This is a genomic window from Dactylosporangium sp. NPDC051087 (genome assembly GCF_055586325.1).
The window spans coordinates 161309-179904 of the sequence record NZ_JBVJIJ010000004.1 but is presented as its reverse complement, the minus strand read 5'-3'; the positions used below and the strand labels follow the sequence as shown (position 1 = coordinate 179904).

Sequence of the window (18596 nt, the reverse complement as noted above, 5' to 3'; positions counted from 1 at the left end):
CCCCGAGACGGGTGGCTTCTTCGCGCGCATGAGGAGCCACCGTGAGCACCTTCGCCTTCATCGACTGCCGGTTCGAGTGCAGCGCAGTCGACCTCTCCGACTGGGTCACCGGCGTCACCCTGCCGCTGGACTTCGAGGCCCTCGAGGACACCGCCATGGGCGACGTCGCCCGCTCCCGCAAGGGCGGCCTCGGCGACTCGACCATCCAGGTGCAGTTCAACCAGGACTTCGCCGCGGGCGGGCCCGACGCCACCATCTACGCGGTCCTCAACACGGTCGTCACGCTCAAGGTCCGGCCGACCTCCGCGTCGATCTCCGCGACGAACCCGGAGTACGTCGGCTCCTACCTGATCAACCAGTGGATCCCGTTCGGGAACAACATCGGCGAGCTCGGCAAGGTCCAGGTGTCGTGGCCGCTGTCCGACCCGGACAACATCGCCCGCAACACGTCGTGAGCGTCCGGTTCCAAGGCGCTGGCCGTAACGCGCTCAACGACATCGCCAGCCGCATGCGCCGATGCGGGGACGAGCTGCGGCCGCGCACAGCCGAGGCGCTTCGCCGCCCGACCAAGGCCGTCTACGACAAGATCCGCACCGACGTCCTCGGCGCGGACCTGTCAGCCCGCCGAGTCGGCCGCCCCCGGTTCACCGCGGCGATGCGCAACCAGGGCGTCCGCAAGCCAACAGCCCGGGCGCTTACCTGGAAGGTGTCGACGGCCGGTGGCGGCGCCCGCGCCGAGGTCAACTTCGACTCCGGCAAGATGCCGCCCAGGATCCGCCCGCTCTTCGCCTACTGGGTCGGGCAGAAGACAAGACTCCGGCATCCGGTCATGGGCGGCCGCAACGGGCGCTGGGTCAGCCAGAAGATTCCGAACGTGTGGAAGCGCAGCCAGCGGCTGCGTGACGAGGCTCGCCGCGACGTCCACGAAACCATCCGGGAAACCGCCGACATCCTTACCGCGAGAGGACGCTGATGAAACTCCGACTCACCGACGACGACCGCGCCACCTACGGCGGCCCCGAGTGGCTGGAGTGGAACCCGGACCGGCTGGCGTACGACGAGGCCGAGCAGCTGCAGGAACTCCTCGGCGTCAAGTTCGCCGCCTACCCGGCCTTCCTCAAGGACGGCACCGCGGCGGCCATCCGGTGGGCGCTGTGGCTGTCGCTGCTGCGCGACGGCGTCGACGTCGCCTGGGACGTCTTCAAGCCCGAGCTGATGGGCGTGCAGGTGCTGCGCGATCCGCCGGCGGGAAAAGATTCCTCGTCCACCCCGCCGACTCCCTCCGACTCCGGCGAGAGCACTACACCCCCGCCCTGATGCGGGTGTACGGGCTGCACCCGGACGAGATCCCGAAGCTGGACGTCGGCCTGTTCGAACGGCTCGTCAAGGACCTGCCCGGGGGGTGACCGGTGGCCAGCACCGAAGAGGAGATCAACCTCCGGATCAACGGTCTCCGCGAGGCACAGCGGGAACTGAACGACGTCGCCAACGGCGCAGACCGCGCCGCACGGATCAGCGACCACCTCGCCCGCTCGTTCGACCACCTCGAGCGCGAGGCCGAGGACGCCCAGCGCGCCCTTGACCGGGTCAACGACGAGATCCGCGACAACGGGCCCACGGAAGAACTCAACGCCGAGCTCGCCCGCCTGCAGCGGCGCCTGTCCGACATCGGCGACGAGCGGCGCGTCGCGGAGAATCTCCGGGCGCAGTTCCGCCGCTCGACCGAGGCAGCCCGGCAACTCGACCGGCAACTCGGCGACGTCCGCCGCGAGCTTGACCGGCTGAACCGGGAGTACGCCGAGGGCGGCGACCCGGCCGTGCTACGCCGGATCCAGGAGCAACGGCGGGCGCTTGACCAGCTCAACGCCCAGCGCCGCCGGTACGCCGCCGAGGACCACGAGGACCAGGTCCGGCTCGCCCGGATCGTCGAAGAGGCCCGCCGCGCACAAGCCCGCCGCGACGACGAGGAACGCCGCAGGCAGGAGGAAGAGGACAACTCCTCATTCCTGCGCCGAGCCCGCCGCCGCCTCAACAGCACCGGCGACTCCCTCCAGAACGCCCCGGTCCCGTCGAACCTCGTTGCGGCCGGCACCGCCATCGGCGCGTCAGCCGCCGTGCCGCTGCTGGCCGCGATCGGCGGGGCGCTCACCGGAGCGGTCGGTGCCGGTGTCGCGGGCGCTGGTATCGCCGGCGCGATCCTCGGCGATCCGGAGAAGTTCAAGAAGGAATGGGCCAGCGCGACCACCACGCTGAAGTCGGAGTTCCTCGGCGCCACCGAGGTTTTTGCCGGGCCGACTTTGGACGCAATCCGCGGGATCGGGCCGGTCGTCAAGTCTTGGAACCTCGGCGAGACCTTCGCCGACGCGGCGAAATTTGTGCCGACCATCGTCCGCGGTGTCGAGGGCTTCGCCACCGGCATCGTCCGCGGCGTGTCCGCGATGACCGACAAAGGCGAACCGGCTGTCGAGGGCTTGTCGTCCGGGCTCGCCGAGCTCGGCGATGCGGCTGGTGACGCGTTCGAGTCGATCGCCGACGGCGCCGAGGGCGGCGGCGAGGCACTCCGCGACGTCCTGTTCCTGACCGGCGACCTGATCAGGTTGTTCGGGTCGCTGACTGGCGCGGCTGAAGACTTCTACGGCTACGTCCACGACCACCCGATCGAGGCGGCTGTCAACACGGCCGGCCTCAGCCTCACGCTGACCCTGCTCGACCAGTTCTCCGACAAGTCCGACATCGTCAGCGGGTCGGTCACCGACCTCGGCGAAGCGGGCGCTGCCGCCTTCTACGGCATCGATCAGCGGGAACGCGACGCGCTGTCCACGGTCGAGCGGCTCAGCGCCGCCTTCGACGACACCCGCAACAAGATCCTCGCGCTGTCCGACGCGAACATCGCAGTCGAGGCCGACCTGGACGAGCTCACCGAGTCGTTCAAGGAAAACGGCAAGACGATCGACATCACCACGGACAAGGGCCGCGCCAACCTCAAGGTCATCAATCAGACGGTGGAGGACCTGCTGCGGCAACGCGACGCGGCCATCGCGGCTGGCGGCGGCACGCAGGAGGCGTACGACGCGGCCAACGCCGCATTCAACAAGCAGCTGCAAAACCTGGAAAACATGCTGGTCAAGCTCGGTTTGTCACGGACAGCCGCGCACAACCTGATGGGCGAGTTCTACGACAAGACCGTCACGCTCACCGTCCGGGTCCGGCAGGTCGGCAACGTCAGCGTCGACGGCGTGATCTCCAGCGGCGACCAGCGGCGGAACACCGGCAGCGCCTACGCCAACGCCGGCCCCGTCACGTCGACGGGCTATTCCCTGGTCGGTGAGCAGGGCGCCGAGATGCGGTTCATGAACAAGGGCGAGTACCTGGCCACGGCCGCCGAGACCCGGCGCATCGAACGCGCCGCCAACGGCGGTGGCGGCGGGACGGTCATCAACGTGACCGTGAACGCGGGCATGGGCACCGATGGGTACGCGGTCGGGAAGGCGGTCGCCGACGCGCTCCGTGCCTACGTCGAGCCGTCCGGGGGAAACCTGCAGCAGGCCGTCATGCGCAGGGGGGTCTAGATGCCCAAGTCCTGGCGCGACGGCTCGGTGCAGATCACTGTCGAGGCGGCGTTCTCGGCGGCGATCGGCAGCTACGGCGCCTGGGATTCGGGCCGCTGGGACGGCGCGACGTGGGGCCCGGACGTCACCTACGTCGATGTCAGCGACTGGATGCGGTCTATCAGCATCGACCGCGGTTTCGCGACCGGGGTCTCGAAATGGGGTGGCGGGCAGGCGTCGGTCGTCCTGGACAACTCGGACGGCCGGTTCTCCGCCGACAACCTTTCAGGCCCGTACGTCGTTGCGGGAGTCACCGGCATCCGGCCGTGGCGCCCGATCCGGATCTCGGCCACCTACGCAGGCGGCACCGTCCGGCTGTTCACCGGCTACATCGTGGACTACGTCGACACGTGGATGCCCGGCAACACCGACGCCGCCGTCACCGTGCCGTGCGTCGACGAGTGGGCCGCTCTGTCCGCGTTTGACGGCCTGGCCGTGGCGCCCCAGGGCGCCGGCGAGCTGAGCGGCGCCCGGCTCCACCGGGTCCTCAACGCCGCCGGTCACGCGGGTGGCCGTTCCATCGCGGCCGGCCGGGTCACGATGCAGGCGACGACCCTCGCGGCCAACGCCGCCAGGGAGATCGACCTCGTCATCGACAGCGAAGGCGGCGGCCTGTTCATCGACGGCGACGGCACGGTCGTATTCGAAGACCAGCACTCGCTCATGGAGGCCACCCGCTCGAACACCGTGCAGGGACTCTTCGGTGACGGCGGCGGCTCCGAACTGCCGTACGCGGACGTCGCGCCGACGAACGGCGGCCTGACGATCAAGAACATCGTCAGCTATGGGCGGGTCGGCGGGACGGTGCAGACGGCGGCCGACGCGACGAGCCGCGCCCTGTACCAGGACAAACGGTTGACGAGGACGGACCTGATCTGCGAGACCGACGCCCAGGCGCTCGCACTCGCCACGCTCGACCTGACCGTGTACGCCCAGCCGAAGAAGCGGTTCTCCGCGATCCAGATCAAGCCGATCCGTGACCCCGCCGCGCTGCTCCCGCAGGTCCTCGGCCGGCGGATGCGGGACCTCGTCCGCGTCATCGCCCGCCCGATCGGCAGCCCGACCGTCACCAGGGACGGCTTTGTCTCCGGCGTGCACCACCGCATCACGCCGGACAACTGGATCACGGACTTCGACCTGTGGGACGCCACGGTCTACAGCACGTATTCGTCGTCCCGCTGGGACGTCGCCACCTGGGACGGAGCCGCATGGTTCTTCTGACCGTCGTCGTGCACCCGGTCGACACCGCGGTGCACCCAACGAACCCGCCCGGCTACCGGTGGGCACTCATGCTTGGCGACGGCCCCGCCGAGCAGTTGGAGCGCTGCGCGAACGCGCACTGGGCGCCGACCCGCGCAGAGGCGGAGACGGAGGGCGACCGCAACGGCGCCTCCGCGACCCGGGTTCTGCAGATGCTCGGCCTGCCGGCCCGCTACGGCGGCGTGCAGCACCTCGACCATGACCCGATCCCCGCCGGCGGAGACCGGCTCAACTTCGTCTGACCGGGGGGCGCCATGCCGTACACCACGAACGTTGCCGGCACCACGATCACCGCTGCCTGGGGCAACAGCAACGTCAGGGATCAGGTGGTCACACCGTTCGCGACCGTCGCGGCGCGCGCCTCGGCGATCAGCGTCCCGGTCGAGGGCATGATCTCCACCCTGACCGACAACGACGTCGCGGACCTGTACGACGGGGCGACGTGGGTACCGATCGGGCCGCTCGTCACCGACGCGCTGAAGGTCACCGCCGCCAGCCCGTTCGTGTCGGGCACCGCGTTCGGCTCCGAGGCGGAGATCTCGTCGAAGTTCCGGCTGACGCTTCCGCAGGTCCGCGCCAACGACCTGTGGCTGATCGGGATCCACTTCCTGTTTCGTCAGTCGGGCACCGGCACCGACCTTACGTTCCGGTGGCGTGAGGACACGGTGGCGGGCAACGTCGTCCGGGCGTCGTACCTGCCTGAGGTGTCGACGAAGATCACGCCGTTCGGGCTGATCACGCCCTACATTCCGGCCGCCGACGCGACCAACAAGGTCCTCGTCTGCACCCTCACCCGCAACACCGGCACGGCCACCACGGACATCTACAACCTGGCCGGGACGGACTCGGCGAACGCGGCGTGGGCCGGCAGGTGCGGCAAGGCGTCCGTGCTCCGCTCGGTGTCATAACCCCCTCAGGACCAGGAGGTCTCCATGCGCGTGTCCGGCGTTCCGTTCGTTCAGGGCCGCAACAGCTACGTCGACGCGGACGGCACCAAGTACGGCGTGGCGATCCACAACACCAGCAACGACGCGAGCGACACCGCTGAGGCGTCGTACGCGACCCGCCGCACCGACGGCGTCAGCTCCCACTTTTACGTCGACGGCGACTCCGTCACCCAATCCCTCGACACCGCCGCCCGGGCCGGTCACGCCGGGTCGAAGCAGGGCAATGACCACGCGATCGCCGTCGAGATCACCGGCGCGAACGGCTGGTCCCGGCAGACGTGGATCAACAGCGTGGCCTGGGACAAGCTTGCCGCCGCCCTTGCCCAGGTCGTCCGGTTCTACGGCATCGAGGTGCGGCAGGCGACCGTCGCCGAGATGCGGACCAACCCGAAGGTGCGGGCCTTCTACACGCACGACCAGATGCGGCAGGCCTGGGGCGGCACCGACCACACGGACCCAGGCCCGGCGTTCCCGATGGATCACCTGCTCGCGAGCGTGCGTGCCGCGCTCGGTGGAACCGCGCCGCCCTCGGCAATCGACTCGAATGGAGATGACGTGAACCTCAGCGACCCGGTGAACTGGACGAAGCAATACAACGCCGCGCCGAAGGAACTCCCGACCGACACCCCCGCCCCGTGGCTCAGCGGCACGGTTGGCCAGCAGCTGCAGTACGTCCGGGAGGTCGGGCACTTCACCTACTTCACGGCGCTGCAGGTGGCCCGGCAGCAAACAGCGCTGACCGCGGTCGTCGAGCAGCTGGCCGGCATCATCGCCAAGGGCGGCGGGTCTGTCGACACCGCGGCGATCCTGGCCGGCGTCGACGAGCGCCTGGCGCGGCTGGCCGTCGAGCAGCGTGACGCTGTCGCGGACCTCGGCGAGGGCGGCGCCGCGCAGGTCCGCGCAGGCATCCCGGCGTCGTGACCTCGGAACCCCTCGGTCCCGTGATCATCGGAGCGCGCGAGATCTACGACCAGGTCGTGCGCATCGGCGGCGCGGTCGACAAGGTGGCGGGCAAAGTCGACGACACCGAGAAGGAGGTCGCGGACCACGAGGCGCGCATCCGGGCGCTCGAGCGGGCCCGTTGGCCGCTGCCCGCCCTCGCGGTCCTCGTCTCGATCGCATCGTTGGTGCTGGCCTACGCCGGCCTGGTCGGCCGCTGACCGACGGTCACTCGCAGGACCAGGACGTCACGAACACGCCCGCCTGACGGATCATCGTCGCGCCGCAGTCGCATCGCCAGGCCGGATGTCCGCGGTGCGGCGCGCAGGGCGCGTGCGTGCGCTGCCCGAACGGCCATCTCTGTCCGCAGGCCGGGCACTCAACCGGGTCGATCAGCGCCATCTCCATCCCGTTGCCGGTCCACCGGTAGCCGTCGGGCGGCGCGCCTCTCGCCATGCCCTCGACCGTACGCGCACCACCCTGCCCGCACGTCCCTGATGCCCTGAGGAGGGCCTCCGTGAAGAAGTTCATGCAGCGGTTCGGCAAGGCCGCGGTTGCGGTCGTCGTCGCCGGGCTCACCGTGCTCAGCTCCGCCGTGTCCGACGGTCACGTCACTGCGGGTGAAGGCGTGCAGATCGCCATCGCCACCGTGACAGCGTTCTCCGTGTGGTTCGTGCCGAACCTGCCGTCGAGCGGTGGCGTAAAGACGGGCGTCGCCGTCGTCCTGGCGGTGCTCAACGCGGCCACCGCCTACATCGTGGGTGGGCTCGACACGGGCGAGGTCGTCAACCTGGTGCTGGCTGGCCTCGGCGTGTTGCTGATCGGCGCGGCGCCGGCGCGGTCCGCGGGAGACCAGCTGGTGCCGCGACCCGTCGCGGCGGCGATGAACCGCGACCGGTACGGCACGACCTGATCAAGGTGTACAGCAGAGCGCCCCCGCCTCCGAAGAGGCGGGGGCGCTTCTCTGCGTCTCAGCTCGGCAGGGCCGGCTGCTCGGGCATGGTCTGCGCCCACGTGATGGCGGCGCGGATTCCCTCGTAGTGCGCGGTGCTGCGGCTGTAGACGGTGGTGTCGAACTTCGTTTTCCCGTCGGTGACGGTGAGCGTCGAGGACCACACGTCCGTTTCCTTGACCAGGAGAAGCAGCAGCGACAGCAGGCACGTGAAGAGGGCCAGCAGGATCGCGAGGGCGGTCGCCCATGACGGGGTCGAGGCGTGTGACGGGACGCGGTCGCCGAGGAACCAGCGGGCGGTGCGGCGGTCAATGTCGCCGTGTGGCGTGATGACGGTCGGGCCGTTGACGGTGATCTCGGCGATCCGCACGGGGCTGGCGTCCCAGCTCGCGGGTGGCGGCTGGACGGGCTGCGCCCAGGTCGTGTGCTGGCCGTACACGAGCGGAGCGTCGTGAGGTGTCGTCATGGCCGTGGACCGTACCGCCCGCACTGGCATGATCACCCTCGGCGATTCGGCTGAGAACGTGAGCGGCCCGGCTGCCCCTCCTCGGGGTGGCCGGGCCGCTTCGCCGTATCCGGATCAGTCCAGGCCGACGTTGTCGTAGACCCACTGAGCGTGGTCTCCGGTGGCACCGTACGGCTCGCACAGTGGGTCAACGGGCTCGCCGTAGACGACACTGATCGCGTCGTCGATGCTGGCGAACGCCCACAGGGTCCTGATGGAATGGCCCGGGTCGATCAGGTCGGCGTCGGGGGTGAAGTTGCCGCGGACAGCGAAGCCGCCGACGCCGTGACGGACCACGATCCGGCAGTTGTCCTGGTCGTCGAACGGGTCGCCGATCATCGCGAGCACGTCCGCGGGCCAGCCCTCCGCAGGCCACTGCAGACGCGGGTCGCGTGCGTACGCGGAGTCCTGCTGCCCGGTCATGACCGCACCTGCACCACGGCGGGACGGCCCGACTTGAGTTCGATGACGTAGCCGCGGCCCTCGCGGGCCCGGCTGGCGAGGACGACCCAGCTCTTGCACGCCCGCCGCCAGCTGCTGGTCTTGCCGTCGCTGTAGACGACGCGCAGCGTGCGGCACGTCGCGCGGCCGTCGACGTCGACGACCCGGCGGACGTTGATGTCGCGGCACGGGCTGCCAGTCGCGACGGTGAGCGGCTCGGTGCGGAACCGCTTACCGTGCCCGACGACGAGCTCGACCTTGTCCGCCGTCTGCTGCAGGCAGCGGACCGGCTTGCCGGCGGGCGCCGCGGCGGCGGGGTTCGGCGCGGTGAACGACGCGAGGAGCGACGCCGCTCCCGTCAGCAGGATAATCTTCGTGGTTCTGTTCACGGTGGTGCTCTCCTTCGTTTGGGCATGGTCGGACACCCGGGCGGGTGCCGGGACTCGTGGTGGATTAGGTGTCAGGCGTCGGGCTTGAGCGCGGCGAGCACCCGCTCAAGGCCGTCGGGTTCGATGAGCACGACGCGGGCCTTGGAGCCGTCGGACGGGCCGACGATCGCGAGGTCTTCCAGTTGGTCGATCAGTCGGCCAGCGCGGGCGAACCCGACCCGGAGCTTGCGCTGCAGCATGCTGGCCGATCCGAGCTGGCTGGTGATGACGAGCGCGGCCGCCTGCTGCAGCAGGTCATCGTCGGCAGCCTCACCCGACTCGGAGGCCGATGCGGTCGGCGTTTCCTGTGGCAGCCACTGCGCGCCGGCGGGTGCCTGGCGCTGCTGGTTCGGCTTCGCGGCTGCGACGACCTGGGCGACCTCGGCGGTGGTAACCCACGCGCACTGCAGCCGGATCGTGCCGTGCAGGCCGGGCGCCCGCAGCAACGCGTCGCCGAGGCCGAGGAGCTTCTCCGCGCCGGGCTGGTCGAGGATGACGCGCGAGTCGGTCAGGCTCGCGGTCGTCAGCCCGAGACGCGCGGGCATGTTCGCCTTGATCAGGCCCGTGACAACGTCGACCCGCGGGGACTGCGTCGCCAGGACCAGGTGGATGCCGGCGGCCCGGGCCAGCTGCACGATCCGCACGACCGACGACTCGACGGCCTTGGGCGCGACGAGCATCAGGTCGGCGAGCTCGTCGACGACGACGAGGAGACGACGCAGCCGGTCCGCCTTCGCGACCCGCCGGTTGTGCTCGGCGACGCTGCGGGCCCCGACCGCGGCCAGTTGCTCGAACCGGTCGTCCATCTCCCGCTCGATCCAGGCGAGCGCGTCGACCGCCTTCCGCGGGTCCTTGACGATCGGCGTCACCAGGTGCGGCACTCCGGCGTAGGCGGCGAACTCGACCTGCTTGGGGTCGACCAGCAACAGACCCACCCGGCTCGGAAGGTTGCGGGCCAGGACCGAGCAGATGACCGTATTCAGCACGCCCGACTTGCCCGCGCCGGTCTCCCCGGCGACAAGCAGGTGCGGCAGGGTCTCGAAGTCGATGACGACCGGGGCGCCGGCGGTGTCGGCGCCGAGCGGCACGAGCAGCGGTCCCCGCTCGGTGAGCGCGGCCAGGAGGTCGGGCAGGGCCACGAGGTCCCGGTCGGCGTTCGGGACCTCGACGCCGACGACGTCGCGCCGGCCAGGGATGACGGGCACCATCCGGATGTGCGGCTCGCCGAGCGTCCGGGCGATGTCCACGGCGAGGGTGAGGACCTTCACGGCCTTCACCCCGGCCGCGGGCCGCACGTGGTAGCAGGTGACCGCCGGGCCCCGGACGGCGTCGACGACCCGGGCGCGCACGGCATACTCGGCGAACACCCGGTCCAGCACCGCCGCGATGTCGTCCATGGCCGGCTGTGCGGTCAACGCCATCCTCGGCGCAGCCTTCACCGGGACCGTCCGCGCGTTCCTGACAGCGGCACGGAGCCGGTGGAAGGCGAGATCGGCGACACCGCTCAGCAGGGTCCGCAGGGCGGCCGGCCGCTCGTCAGTCGTCATCGTCGTCCCTGGACGGCTGGTACCAGGCGCCACGCACGCCGGTCGGTGAGGTGTCGATGACGGGCCGCGAAACCCTCCCCTGCCGCGCCTGGCCGGGCTGCTCCAGCTCGCTGGCCTGCACCGATTCGATCACCTCGGCATCCGCCGGTGGGGTAGGGGAGGGGTTGCGTCCCTCCCAGATCCGGATGCCGAAAACGAACAGGCCGATGGCGAGGATCAACGCCGCAGTGCCATACCAGTCACCCATGACAGCCTCCTCAGACCGTGCCGAAGAAATGCGACAGGACCCAGTTCGTCAGCTTCGCGGCGGCCTCGATCGTCGGGACGACGGGTCCGCCGACCCAGCCGCGTGCCAGGTCACCGAAGAGCCCCAGAGCGAACGCGATGGCCCACAGCTTGTAGTTGATCCGGCCGGTGCCGTGCGGCAGCCGCCAGTCCGCGGACTTGCCCAGCCACTTCCACTTCTTCCGCGCCATCGCCTTCACCCGGGTCGGGGCGAGCGCGAACATCGCGTACACGAACAGGCAGCCGGACACCATGCCGATGACCCGCACCGACGAGACGCCGGCGAAGTGCAGCGCTCCGCTGTTGGCCAGGAGCCAGTCCATGCCGTCGGAGATCTTCTGCACGATCCACAGGTCGAGCGGGCCGCCGTTCCACCCGCAGTAGATGGCCGGCGTCCCCATGACCAGGATCATCTTGTCGCGGAGTGAGTCGGACCCGGCCGCCGAGTAGTCCAGGACCAGGCTGAGCAGCAGGGCCATGAACACGGCGCTGGCGTTCATGATCGAGGCGTCCGGGACGTTGACGCCCGCGGCCAGGGAAACGATCACAGTGGTTCGCTCCTTTCCGTTGTTGGGGATTACGCCGCGGCCAGGGCTGCGCGGGTCTCGACAGGGCCACCCAGCGCCAGGTCGGCGAGGTGCCGCCGGTGCGTCGGGTCCACGACGGTGGCAAGCTCCAGCGCCGCGAGGGCCTCAGCCGGATCGAGCGGCGCGGGTACGGCCGGCCACTCACCGGTCGGGGCGCCGTCGAGGGCGGGCGGGGCGCTCGTCGGCCGGCCGACCTCGGCGAGGTAGCGGCTCACCTGCTTCCTGCTTCTGCCAACGTGCGCGGCGATTTCGTCCTTCGACATGTCCGGGTTCGCGAGGTACAGCGACTGCGCGATCAGCCGCGCCTTGTCGGGCGGCATCGGGGCCTGGGAGGTGTCGCCACCTGCGGTGTCACCCGACGCCCCGGCAATGTCCTCGGCTGTCCGAGCCATGTCCGGGACCGGCGCGCTGTCCACGACGATGTCCGCAGGGGTGTCCGTCGAGCTGTCCGGGACACCGGCAACGGCGGCCGCGGTGAGTTCGGCGCCGAGCAGCGCGGTGAGCCCGTCGTAGTCGGCGCCGGCGGCGAGCCGGGCGGCGATCTCGTCGAGGTCGTAGGTGGCGATCGCGAGTTCGGCGGCGACCTGGTCCTTTCCCACGGACAGCTTCCGGCGCAGCAGGGTGGCGATCGCGGCGTGCCGGGCGGTGCGACGGCGTGCGGCGGAGGCCGCCTCGAGGGAGCGGTGCAGGCCGAGGGTCGGGTCGGCGATGGCCAGGGCGCGGGCCTCGCGGGTGAGCCACGGGTGCCGCAGCCACTGGGCGGCGCCGTACGCCGGCGGCGGCGCGGCGAGCATGCGCCGGACGCGGAGCTGGTCACGACGGCGGGCAGCGGAGTCGAGCAGCCAGACGCCGTAGCCGAGGGCGCTCATGCCGGCGAAGAACGCGCCCTGCCGGTGGTCGGCGTGGCCGAGCCAGTTGAACGCGACGGCGAACCCGGCGACGGCGGCGGACAGGAGGCGGGCGGCGGTGGCGGTCTCGCCGAGCTGCATGCGGGCGAGGGCGTGCTGGGAGAGTACGACGCCGCCGAGCTCAAGGGCGGCGACCGCGGCGATGGCCGTGATGAGGGGCCAGCCGAGCCATTCGACGGCGGCGAGGGCCTGGCCGGCGAGGGCGATCAGCGCGACCACGAGGTAGAAGGCGGTCAGTCCGCGGCGGGAGGTCGTCATGGACGTCACTGTACTAGAGGATCTGTAGGTTTTGGAGGTTCTAGGGGATACTTGTTTTCGCTGGGTCGATCACCCCATAGGTCTTGGAGGTCTGGGAGGATGCAGGGCAGTCGGAGGGTGGGTGGGGTGCTGGTGGTCGGCAACGGGACGTGGCTCAGGCCGGGCGAGGTCGCGGAGATGCTCGGCGTACACGTCAACACCGTGCTCGGCTACGTCGACCGCGGCCTGCTCGACAACCCCGTGCCGCACAAGCGTCTGCCGGGCGGTCACCGCCGGATCCACAAAGACAGCGCCGCCCGCCTGATCGAGCAGACGAGCGGCGAGCAACCCTCGGCCGACTGAGGCCGGCCTACCAGGGACCGCCCGGCGGCCGGCGCAACATCGGATGCTGCCGCGGCGCCTCCCCGACCCAGCCGAACATGCGCTCGTAGACGGTCATCGGCGCAATCGTGCCGGCCAGTTCCCGCTCGGCGTCGCGTTCGTATGCGCCCATGTAAAGGGCGATGTTCTGCCGGGTCATCGTCGCGAGCAGGTGGCCACGCAACCGGCGGCACGGCCAGGGCGCCGCGCACGTCGGACATTCCCACGCCGGCCGGTCGGGCTGGTGCAGTGCGACGGCGCGCTCGTCGAGGACGTCGGCCTGGTCGTCGATGCGGCGGAGCGGGCGGGTCATGTGCACCTCGGTGGCTGGTGGCACGACGGCCACCGCCTCAGCGTGCCCCAGGCGGGTCGGCACCGGGGCGGGCAGTAGCCGCCGCGCCAGCTTCGGGGCCGGGGCAGGAGAGTTGGCGCCCTCGCTGCCCCGGCTTGTCCGCCCACCGTTGTTGCCACTCAGGAAGGACGGTCAGCCCGAACCTACAATTGCTAGCGCGTGTAGGTCAACCAAAAGCGACGACTTGATCTCGCGAGGTGATTGGTGATGTCATCTGTGGGCCACTCAGGGAGTTTTGACGTGCCCACACAGCAGTACGAAGAGGTCGCGGAGGACCTTCGAGCACGCATCGACGGCGGGGAGTTTCCGCCGGGTGCGAGGCTGCCGAGCCGCGCCCAGCTCCGCGAGCACTACGGCGTGAGCGCCTCCGTCGTCGACAAGGCGTTCATCCTGCTGCGCTTCGCGAAGATCACCGAGACATTGCCGGGCGTCGGCGTGTTCGTCCGTGCCGATTACAGCCCACCAAAGTCTGATCTTGGTGAGTCGCCCGTGAGTCACGAGGGCGAGACATCATGAGACACGATGAGACACCATGAGATGAAAGCGGCAGGCCAGACCAGGTGAAGGCCACAGTCCCGCAGGCTGCCGGAACCCCGTCAGTTCACTCGTAATGAATAGGTCAACGGTTCGATTCCGTTAGGCGGCTCTGGCAACGCGGACGCCCTCCACCCCAGGTGGAGGGCGTTTTCCATGTCCGGGCACCCCGGTGGTCGAGCTTCAGGCGACCGCGCCGGTCCAGACGGTCCAGGCCGCGAGCCAGTCGCGGTGGGCGGCGAGGTGGACCGCGGGAAGCTGTCCGGCGCCCTCCCGCAACCGCCGCCAGGCGATCTGCGCGGGACGGCTGGGGACGGTGTCGCTCAGCCCGGTGCCGGACAACAGGGTCTCGGCGATCGCTCTCTCCCGCAGCGTGGCGTCCGCACGGAACCAGGCGGCCTCGCGGTGCAGGGCGGCGAGCTGATCCGCGATGTCGCGCACCGACTCGCGGGCGACGTGCTCCGGCTCGCCGGTCAGTGCCGTGTGGCGTTGGACGGCGGCGCGCCACAGCGTCGACCAGTACCGCGGCAGGTCAGGCAGCGTCCCGCCGTCGTCGAGCCAGTCGGCGTGCTCCCGCGTGGCGGCGAGGACCATGTCGACGAGCGCGCGGTGCGGCTCCCCGCCCAGATGATCCGGCACCGGTTCGGCTGCCGGTGCCCTGCCGGGCGGGACCGGCGGTTTGAGATGGGCCAGCATCGCCGCCACGTCGTCGACGGTGTCCACCGCGATGACGTCCGGGTGCCAGTCCTGGGCGCCCACGCTGATCCGCAGCTCGCCGACCAGGCAACGGGCGGCCCACCACCGCTCGCCCGCCCGGACCATCCTGCCCGCGACCGGCGTCCCGTCGACAACCATCGTGGCGTCGCCCTCGGACCAGGCGAGCGCGGAGAACCGCTCGCCCGCCCGGCGCAGTTGCTGCTCCACCATCCATCGCAGCGGCCGGTCCCCGCCCGGCCGGGCGGTGTCCACGACGACCCGGACGTCGCCTGCGTCGTGGACGACCTCCACGCCCAGCACCACGCCGTCGCCGCGGTGCAGACCGCCGAAGTGCGGCTGTGCCGGGCGGGTCGCCGCTGAGACCGCGACGGCCTTGATGTCGCTGCCCTCCAGCGCCAGCCGGACGCGGTCGGTCTGGGCGGCGTGCATCCCGTCCGCCGGGCGGAACTGATCGAATTCCATCCTCGCCGCCTCCATTCCGGATCCTGCCGTGTGCCATCGCCGCCCGCTCCGGGCACCACCGTTCGACGGTACCCGGAGCGCCCTGCTTCAGTAGATCGTCGTTGTCGTGCTCGGCGAATAGGAGAAACAGACCCACGCCTCAGAGGTGACCACGAAGCTGCCCCCGGTGACCCGCGCCCGGCCCGGTCCGGGCGTCAGGTGCAACGACTGGCCGTAAAGCGTCCACGAGAACGATCCAGTGAATCCGTCGTACTCGTCGAAATAGGGTGCCGAGGTGCCACCATTGTCTTTGATCTCGATGGTCCAGTGGACGTCCCAGACCGAGCCCGCGTCCGGGACCAGCCGCACTCCCGACGTCAGGGTCGCCCAGGCGTAACCAGTCGGACTGAGATTCACCCATGACGTGCCGCAGTTACCGGTGACCTCGCCGTAGTTGGGTGCCGGCTTCGCAGGCAGCACGCCTTTGGAGGGCCTGTAGAGGCCCGCTCGAGCGGCGGCGGCCTTCGCGGCCGGCACCGAGGCACGGGCCCCGTCCGGCAGCGTCACGATCTCCATTCCGTTGGCCTTGGCCGCCGCCTCGTCGAAGCCGGCAAGCACCATGTGCGCTTCACCCGCCGGCGGAGCCGGCGGCTGTGCCGACGCCCCGTCGAGGGCCGCGCCCGCGACGCCGGGCGCCAGCAGTGAGCCTCCGGCAAATGCCAGCACGGCCAAGCTGATCGTGAAGAGCTTCCTTGCCGTTGCCGCCTTTTGGGCAGCGCGTTTCAGCGCCATCCTGCCTCCCCGTTAGAAATGGTCGAACCATCAAACTAAACGACAGTCACCAATATTTATAGATTGTCGGTGCTGAATCAGCTCGATGTCGGCTACTCAATTTCGGGGCAGGGATGGGGGGTTTCGTCGCGCGCCTTTCCTGCCGTGTGGCGGATGCTGTCGACGCGGCGTGGATCACCGATGCACTCGCACCCGCACCCGAATCGCGCGGCGCCCGGGTCGGCGGACGGGGGGCTTCGGGCGTGGGCTCTTGAAAGACGTTCGGGGGTCGTGCAACACTCCTCGACAGTAGATGGTCGATCGTATACGGTCGACGTTGAGCAGGGGAGCAGCGGAAATGGCTGATGCGTTTGACAGGCCGCTCGGTGGGTTTCAGACCAAGGCGGACCTTGTCTACGAGCGGCTGCGGGACGCGATCCTCAGCGGGGAGCTCCGGCCGGGCGAGCGGGTCAACATCGACGCGCTGTCCCGGCAGTTCGGGATCAGCAAGATCCCGTTGCGGGAGGCGATCCAGCGGCTCACCGGGCAGGGCCTCGTGGTCCAGCCGAACCCGCACGCCGGGGCGCAGGTCGCGCCGCTGTCGCTGCGGGAGATGCGCGGCGTCTATCTCGCCCGTGGGGCGCTCGAAGGGCTCAGCGCCCGGGTCGCGGCCTCGGTCATCACCGACGCCGAGCTGGACGAACTCGACGAGCTGCACGCGCAGATGCAGTTCCAGCACGGGCGCGGCAAGCTCACCCCGATGTCGGCGCTCAACCGGCAGTTCCACACCGGCATCGCCACCGCCACCCGCTACGCCACGCTTCGTGAGCTGACCGATCTGGCCCTGCTGCGGGTGCAGCACTACCGCGTCGGCGTCCGGGTCGAGCCGGCGTGGGGGCAGGTCATCACCGAGCACGAGGCGATCCTCGGCGCGCTGCGCCGCCGGGACCCCGACGATGCCGAGCGCGCCGCCCGCGACCACGTCGAGTGGCAGCTCGGCGTGGAGCTCGCGGCGCAGCTCGACCCCGAGCTCATCGACCTCGACGACGACCACCCGAGCGTGATGACGTGAAGGACCGGTCGTTCGGGCTGCTGCTGACCCTCCCGGCCATGGCGCTGCTCGGTGCCGTGGTGCTCTATCCGCTCGTCGCGGCGCTCACCACCAGCCTGTTCGACCAGAGCCTGGTGCTGCCGGGCCGCTCGTTCGTCGGCCTGGCCAACTTCCGGGAAGTGTTCGACCGGCAGTTCTGGCCGACGCTGCGCAACACGGTCGTCTTCACGGCCGGCGCGACCGTGGCGCCGGTGCTCGTGGGGCTGGCCCTCGCGCTCGCGCTCAACGCCAAGCTGCCCGGCCGGGCGGTGCTGCGCGGCATGTTCCTGCTGCCGTGGGTGATCCCCGGGGTCGTCGTGTCGTTCGTCTGGCTGTGGATCTTCAATGCCAACTACGGTCTGCTCAACGGGTTGCTGGTCCAGCTGCACCTGATCGACGAGCCGATCGTGTGGCTCGGCAGTCCCGGCACCGCGATGACCGCCGTCATCGTGGCGAAGACCTGGGCGAGCTTCCCGTGGATCATGGTGATGCTGCTCGCCGGGCTGCAGACCGTGCCCGAGGCGCTGCACGAGGCGGCGGCGCTCGACGGGGCCGGGGCGATCAACCGGTTCTGGCACGTGACGCTGCCGCACCTGCGCGGCATCCTCGGCATCGTCGTGCTGCTCGAAGTGATCTGGAACCTCCAGCACTTCGACATGATCTACGTCCTCACCCATGGTGGTCCGGCCGGCTCGACCACGACGTTCGCCGTCGCCGTCTACGACACCGCGTTCAAGGCGTTCGACCTCGGCACCGCGAGCGCGCTCGGCGCCCTGTGGCTGGTGCTCATCCTCGGCCTGACGATCGTCTACGTCCGTTTCACGGAACGGGGCGAAAAACTATGAAAAAAGCGGCTGCGACGGTCGCGTTCATCGGGATCTTCGCGTTCGGTCCCGTCTACTGGGTGCTCGTCACCGCCCTGACCCCGACCCACGAGGTGTTCCGGTTCCCGCCGCGGCTCTTCCCGGAACACGTCACGTTCGAGCACTTCGTCGCGCTGGCCGACAATCCCGTCCTGCTGCGGTACCTCAGCAACAGCCTCATCGTGTCGAGCCTGACCGCGGTGTTGACGGTGATCGTGGCGGCCTACACGGGGTATTCGTTCGCGAAGTTCCGTTACCGGGGGCGGCGGTCGCTGATGTACCTGGTGCTCGCGTCGCAGATGTTCCCGCAGGCGTTGCTGCTGATCACCTTGTACCTGGTGTTCTCCCAGGTCGGGCTGATCAACTCCTACCTCGCGCTGATCCTGTCCTTCACCACCTTCACGCTCCCGCTGTGCGTGTGGATGCTCAAGGGCTTCTTCGACACCATCCCCGACGAGCTCATCGAGGCCGCCAAGATGGACGGCGCCGGGCAGGGCGCCATCATCCACCGCATCCTGCTGCCGGTCTCCCTGCCCGGGCTGGTCGCCACCGGCCTCTTCGCGTTCATCCGCGGCTGGAACGACTTCATCTTCGCCCTGACCCTGGCCGGACCCGACAAGCAGACCCTCCCACCCGGCCTGGTCAACACCTACCTCGGCGAGTTCGAGACCGCCTGGCCCGACCTGATGGCCGCCTCCCTGGTCGTCTCCCTGCCCGTCGTCATCGGCTTCGCCATCCTCCAGCGCTATCTGGTCGCCGGCCTCACCTCCGGCGCCGTGAAGGGCTGAACACCCCCCCGCCCT

General features: G+C 70.0%; 26 protein-coding genes and 1 tRNA gene. 16 read left to right on the top strand and 11 right to left on the bottom strand.

The window, feature by feature from the left end; all coding sequences use genetic code 11:
* Nucleotides 1-41 precede the first annotated feature (41 nt).
* From ACZ6TV_RS09780 to ACZ6TV_RS09740, 9 genes are all read left to right on the top strand, one after another.
* Complete coding sequence (locus tag ACZ6TV_RS09780; protein ID WP_465296752.1) at nucleotides 42-455, top strand: radical SAM protein; 414 nt, start codon at nucleotides 42-44, stop codon at nucleotides 453-455.
* Nucleotides 452-973 (top strand): hypothetical protein, encoded by a 522-nt coding sequence (locus ACZ6TV_RS09775; RefSeq protein WP_465296751.1) that lies wholly within the window; start codon nucleotides 452-454, stop codon nucleotides 971-973. The genes ACZ6TV_RS09780 and ACZ6TV_RS09775 overlap by 4 nt, the downstream gene beginning before the upstream one ends.
* A complete protein-coding gene (locus ACZ6TV_RS09770) occupies nucleotides 973-1317 on the top strand; it encodes a hypothetical protein (RefSeq protein ID WP_465296750.1) in 345 nt (114 codons plus the stop codon). The genes ACZ6TV_RS09775 and ACZ6TV_RS09770 overlap by 1 nt, the downstream gene beginning before the upstream one ends.
* Before the next feature lie 92 nt (nucleotides 1318-1409).
* Nucleotides 1410-3569, top strand: a complete 2160-nt coding sequence (locus ACZ6TV_RS09765; RefSeq protein ID WP_465296749.1) for a hypothetical protein — start codon at nucleotides 1410-1412, stop codon at nucleotides 3567-3569.
* Complete coding sequence (locus ACZ6TV_RS09760; RefSeq protein WP_465296748.1) at nucleotides 3570-4829, top strand: hypothetical protein; 1260 nt, start codon at nucleotides 3570-3572, stop codon at nucleotides 4827-4829.
* A complete protein-coding gene (locus ACZ6TV_RS09755) occupies nucleotides 4817-5110 on the top strand; it encodes a hypothetical protein (protein ID WP_465296747.1) in 294 nt (97 codons plus the stop codon). The genes ACZ6TV_RS09760 and ACZ6TV_RS09755 overlap by 13 nt, the downstream gene beginning before the upstream one ends.
* A gap of 12 nt (nucleotides 5111-5122) precedes the next feature.
* Nucleotides 5123-5776 (top strand): hypothetical protein, encoded by a 654-nt coding sequence (locus tag ACZ6TV_RS09750; RefSeq protein WP_465296746.1) that lies wholly within the window; start codon nucleotides 5123-5125, stop codon nucleotides 5774-5776.
* Between the two features lie 24 nt (nucleotides 5777-5800).
* Complete coding sequence (locus ACZ6TV_RS09745) at nucleotides 5801-6736, top strand: peptidoglycan recognition protein family protein (RefSeq protein ID WP_465296745.1); 936 nt, start codon at nucleotides 5801-5803, stop codon at nucleotides 6734-6736.
* A 20-nt stretch (nucleotides 6737-6756) separates the two neighbouring features.
* Nucleotides 6757-6975, top strand: a complete 219-nt coding sequence (locus ACZ6TV_RS09740; protein WP_465296744.1) for a hypothetical protein — start codon at nucleotides 6757-6759, stop codon at nucleotides 6973-6975.
* 7 nt (nucleotides 6976-6982) lie between these two features.
* On the opposite strand, the gene ACZ6TV_RS09735 is transcribed toward ACZ6TV_RS09740, so the two are convergent.
* Entirely contained in the window at nucleotides 6983-7210 is a 228-nt protein-coding gene (locus ACZ6TV_RS09735) for a hypothetical protein (RefSeq protein WP_465296743.1), read from the bottom strand.
* Between the two features lie 61 nt (nucleotides 7211-7271).
* Here ACZ6TV_RS09735 and ACZ6TV_RS09730 point away from each other — a divergent pair, with 61 nt between their 5' ends.
* The gene (locus ACZ6TV_RS09730; protein ID WP_465296742.1) at nucleotides 7272-7667 is read left to right on the top strand and encodes a hypothetical protein; all 396 of its coding nucleotides are present in this window, start codon (nucleotides 7272-7274) and stop codon (nucleotides 7665-7667) included.
* Between the two features lie 58 nt (nucleotides 7668-7725).
* On the opposite strand, the gene ACZ6TV_RS09725 is transcribed toward ACZ6TV_RS09730, so the two are convergent.
* The 7 genes from ACZ6TV_RS09725 to ACZ6TV_RS09695 all read right to left on the bottom strand — a co-directional run bounded on the left by ACZ6TV_RS09725 (nucleotide 7726) and on the right by ACZ6TV_RS09695 (nucleotide 12665).
* Complete coding sequence (locus ACZ6TV_RS09725; RefSeq protein WP_465296741.1) at nucleotides 7726-8172, bottom strand: hypothetical protein; 447 nt, start codon at nucleotides 8170-8172, stop codon at nucleotides 7726-7728.
* 114 nt (nucleotides 8173-8286) lie between these two features.
* On the bottom strand, nucleotides 8287-8634 hold the full coding sequence (locus ACZ6TV_RS09720; RefSeq protein WP_465296740.1) for a hypothetical protein: 348 nt from the start codon (nucleotides 8632-8634) through the stop codon (nucleotides 8287-8289).
* Complete coding sequence (locus ACZ6TV_RS09715; RefSeq protein WP_465296739.1) at nucleotides 8631-9041, bottom strand: hypothetical protein; 411 nt, start codon at nucleotides 9039-9041, stop codon at nucleotides 8631-8633. Before ACZ6TV_RS09715 ends, ACZ6TV_RS09720 begins: the two co-directional genes overlap by 4 nt.
* 71 nt (nucleotides 9042-9112) lie before the next feature.
* Complete coding sequence (locus ACZ6TV_RS09710) at nucleotides 9113-10627, bottom strand: DNA translocase FtsK (RefSeq protein ID WP_465296738.1); 1515 nt, start codon at nucleotides 10625-10627, stop codon at nucleotides 9113-9115.
* Nucleotides 10617-10874 (bottom strand): hypothetical protein, encoded by a 258-nt coding sequence (locus ACZ6TV_RS09705; RefSeq protein ID WP_465296737.1) that lies wholly within the window; start codon nucleotides 10872-10874, stop codon nucleotides 10617-10619. The genes ACZ6TV_RS09710 and ACZ6TV_RS09705 overlap by 11 nt, the downstream gene beginning before the upstream one ends.
* A gap of 10 nt (nucleotides 10875-10884) precedes the next feature.
* Entirely contained in the window at nucleotides 10885-11460 is a 576-nt protein-coding gene (locus tag ACZ6TV_RS09700; protein WP_465296736.1) for a hypothetical protein, read from the bottom strand.
* Between the two features lie 29 nt (nucleotides 11461-11489).
* Nucleotides 11490-12665 (bottom strand): hypothetical protein, encoded by a 1176-nt coding sequence (locus ACZ6TV_RS09695; protein ID WP_465296735.1) that lies wholly within the window; start codon nucleotides 12663-12665, stop codon nucleotides 11490-11492.
* A gap of 126 nt (nucleotides 12666-12791) precedes the next feature.
* Here ACZ6TV_RS09695 and ACZ6TV_RS09690 point away from each other — a divergent pair, with 126 nt between their 5' ends.
* Nucleotides 12792-13007, top strand: a complete 216-nt coding sequence (locus ACZ6TV_RS09690) for a helix-turn-helix domain-containing protein (RefSeq protein WP_465296734.1) — start codon at nucleotides 12792-12794, stop codon at nucleotides 13005-13007.
* Between the two features lie 7 nt (nucleotides 13008-13014).
* Here ACZ6TV_RS09690 and ACZ6TV_RS09685 read toward each other — a convergent pair whose 3' ends face one another.
* Complete coding sequence (locus tag ACZ6TV_RS09685) at nucleotides 13015-13371, bottom strand: hypothetical protein (RefSeq protein WP_465296733.1); 357 nt, start codon at nucleotides 13369-13371, stop codon at nucleotides 13015-13017.
* A gap of 246 nt (nucleotides 13372-13617) precedes the next feature.
* On the opposite strand from ACZ6TV_RS09685, the gene ACZ6TV_RS09680 reads away from it, so the two are divergent.
* Entirely contained in the window at nucleotides 13618-13893 is a 276-nt protein-coding gene (locus ACZ6TV_RS09680; RefSeq protein ID WP_465296732.1) for a winged helix-turn-helix domain-containing protein, read from the top strand.
* A gap of 34 nt (nucleotides 13894-13927) precedes the next feature.
* A tRNA-Thr gene (locus tag ACZ6TV_RS09675) sits at nucleotides 13928-14023 on the top strand.
* Between the two features lie 71 nt (nucleotides 14024-14094).
* Here the strand turns inward: ACZ6TV_RS09675 and ACZ6TV_RS09670 are convergent.
* Nucleotides 14095-15090, bottom strand: a complete 996-nt coding sequence (locus ACZ6TV_RS09670; protein ID WP_465296731.1) for a hypothetical protein — start codon at nucleotides 15088-15090, stop codon at nucleotides 14095-14097.
* A gap of 87 nt (nucleotides 15091-15177) precedes the next feature.
* Nucleotides 15178-15861, bottom strand: a complete 684-nt coding sequence (locus tag ACZ6TV_RS09665) for a hypothetical protein (protein WP_465296730.1) — start codon at nucleotides 15859-15861, stop codon at nucleotides 15178-15180.
* Nucleotides 15862-16198: 337 nt separating this feature from the next.
* On the opposite strand from ACZ6TV_RS09665, the gene ACZ6TV_RS09660 reads away from it, so the two are divergent.
* The 3 genes from ACZ6TV_RS09660 to ACZ6TV_RS09650 are packed head-to-tail and all read left to right on the top strand — an operon-like array spanning nucleotide 16199 to nucleotide 18581.
* Nucleotides 16199-16912, top strand: a complete 714-nt coding sequence (locus tag ACZ6TV_RS09660; protein ID WP_465296729.1) for a GntR family transcriptional regulator — start codon at nucleotides 16199-16201, stop codon at nucleotides 16910-16912.
* The gene (locus tag ACZ6TV_RS09655) at nucleotides 16909-17775 is read left to right on the top strand and encodes a carbohydrate ABC transporter permease (RefSeq protein WP_465296728.1); all 867 of its coding nucleotides are present in this window, start codon (nucleotides 16909-16911) and stop codon (nucleotides 17773-17775) included. Before ACZ6TV_RS09660 ends, ACZ6TV_RS09655 begins: the two co-directional genes overlap by 4 nt.
* On the top strand, nucleotides 17772-18581 hold the full coding sequence (locus ACZ6TV_RS09650) for a carbohydrate ABC transporter permease (protein WP_465296727.1): 810 nt from the start codon (nucleotides 17772-17774) through the stop codon (nucleotides 18579-18581). The genes ACZ6TV_RS09655 and ACZ6TV_RS09650 overlap by 4 nt, the downstream gene beginning before the upstream one ends.
* Nucleotides 18582-18596 lie beyond the last annotated feature (15 nt).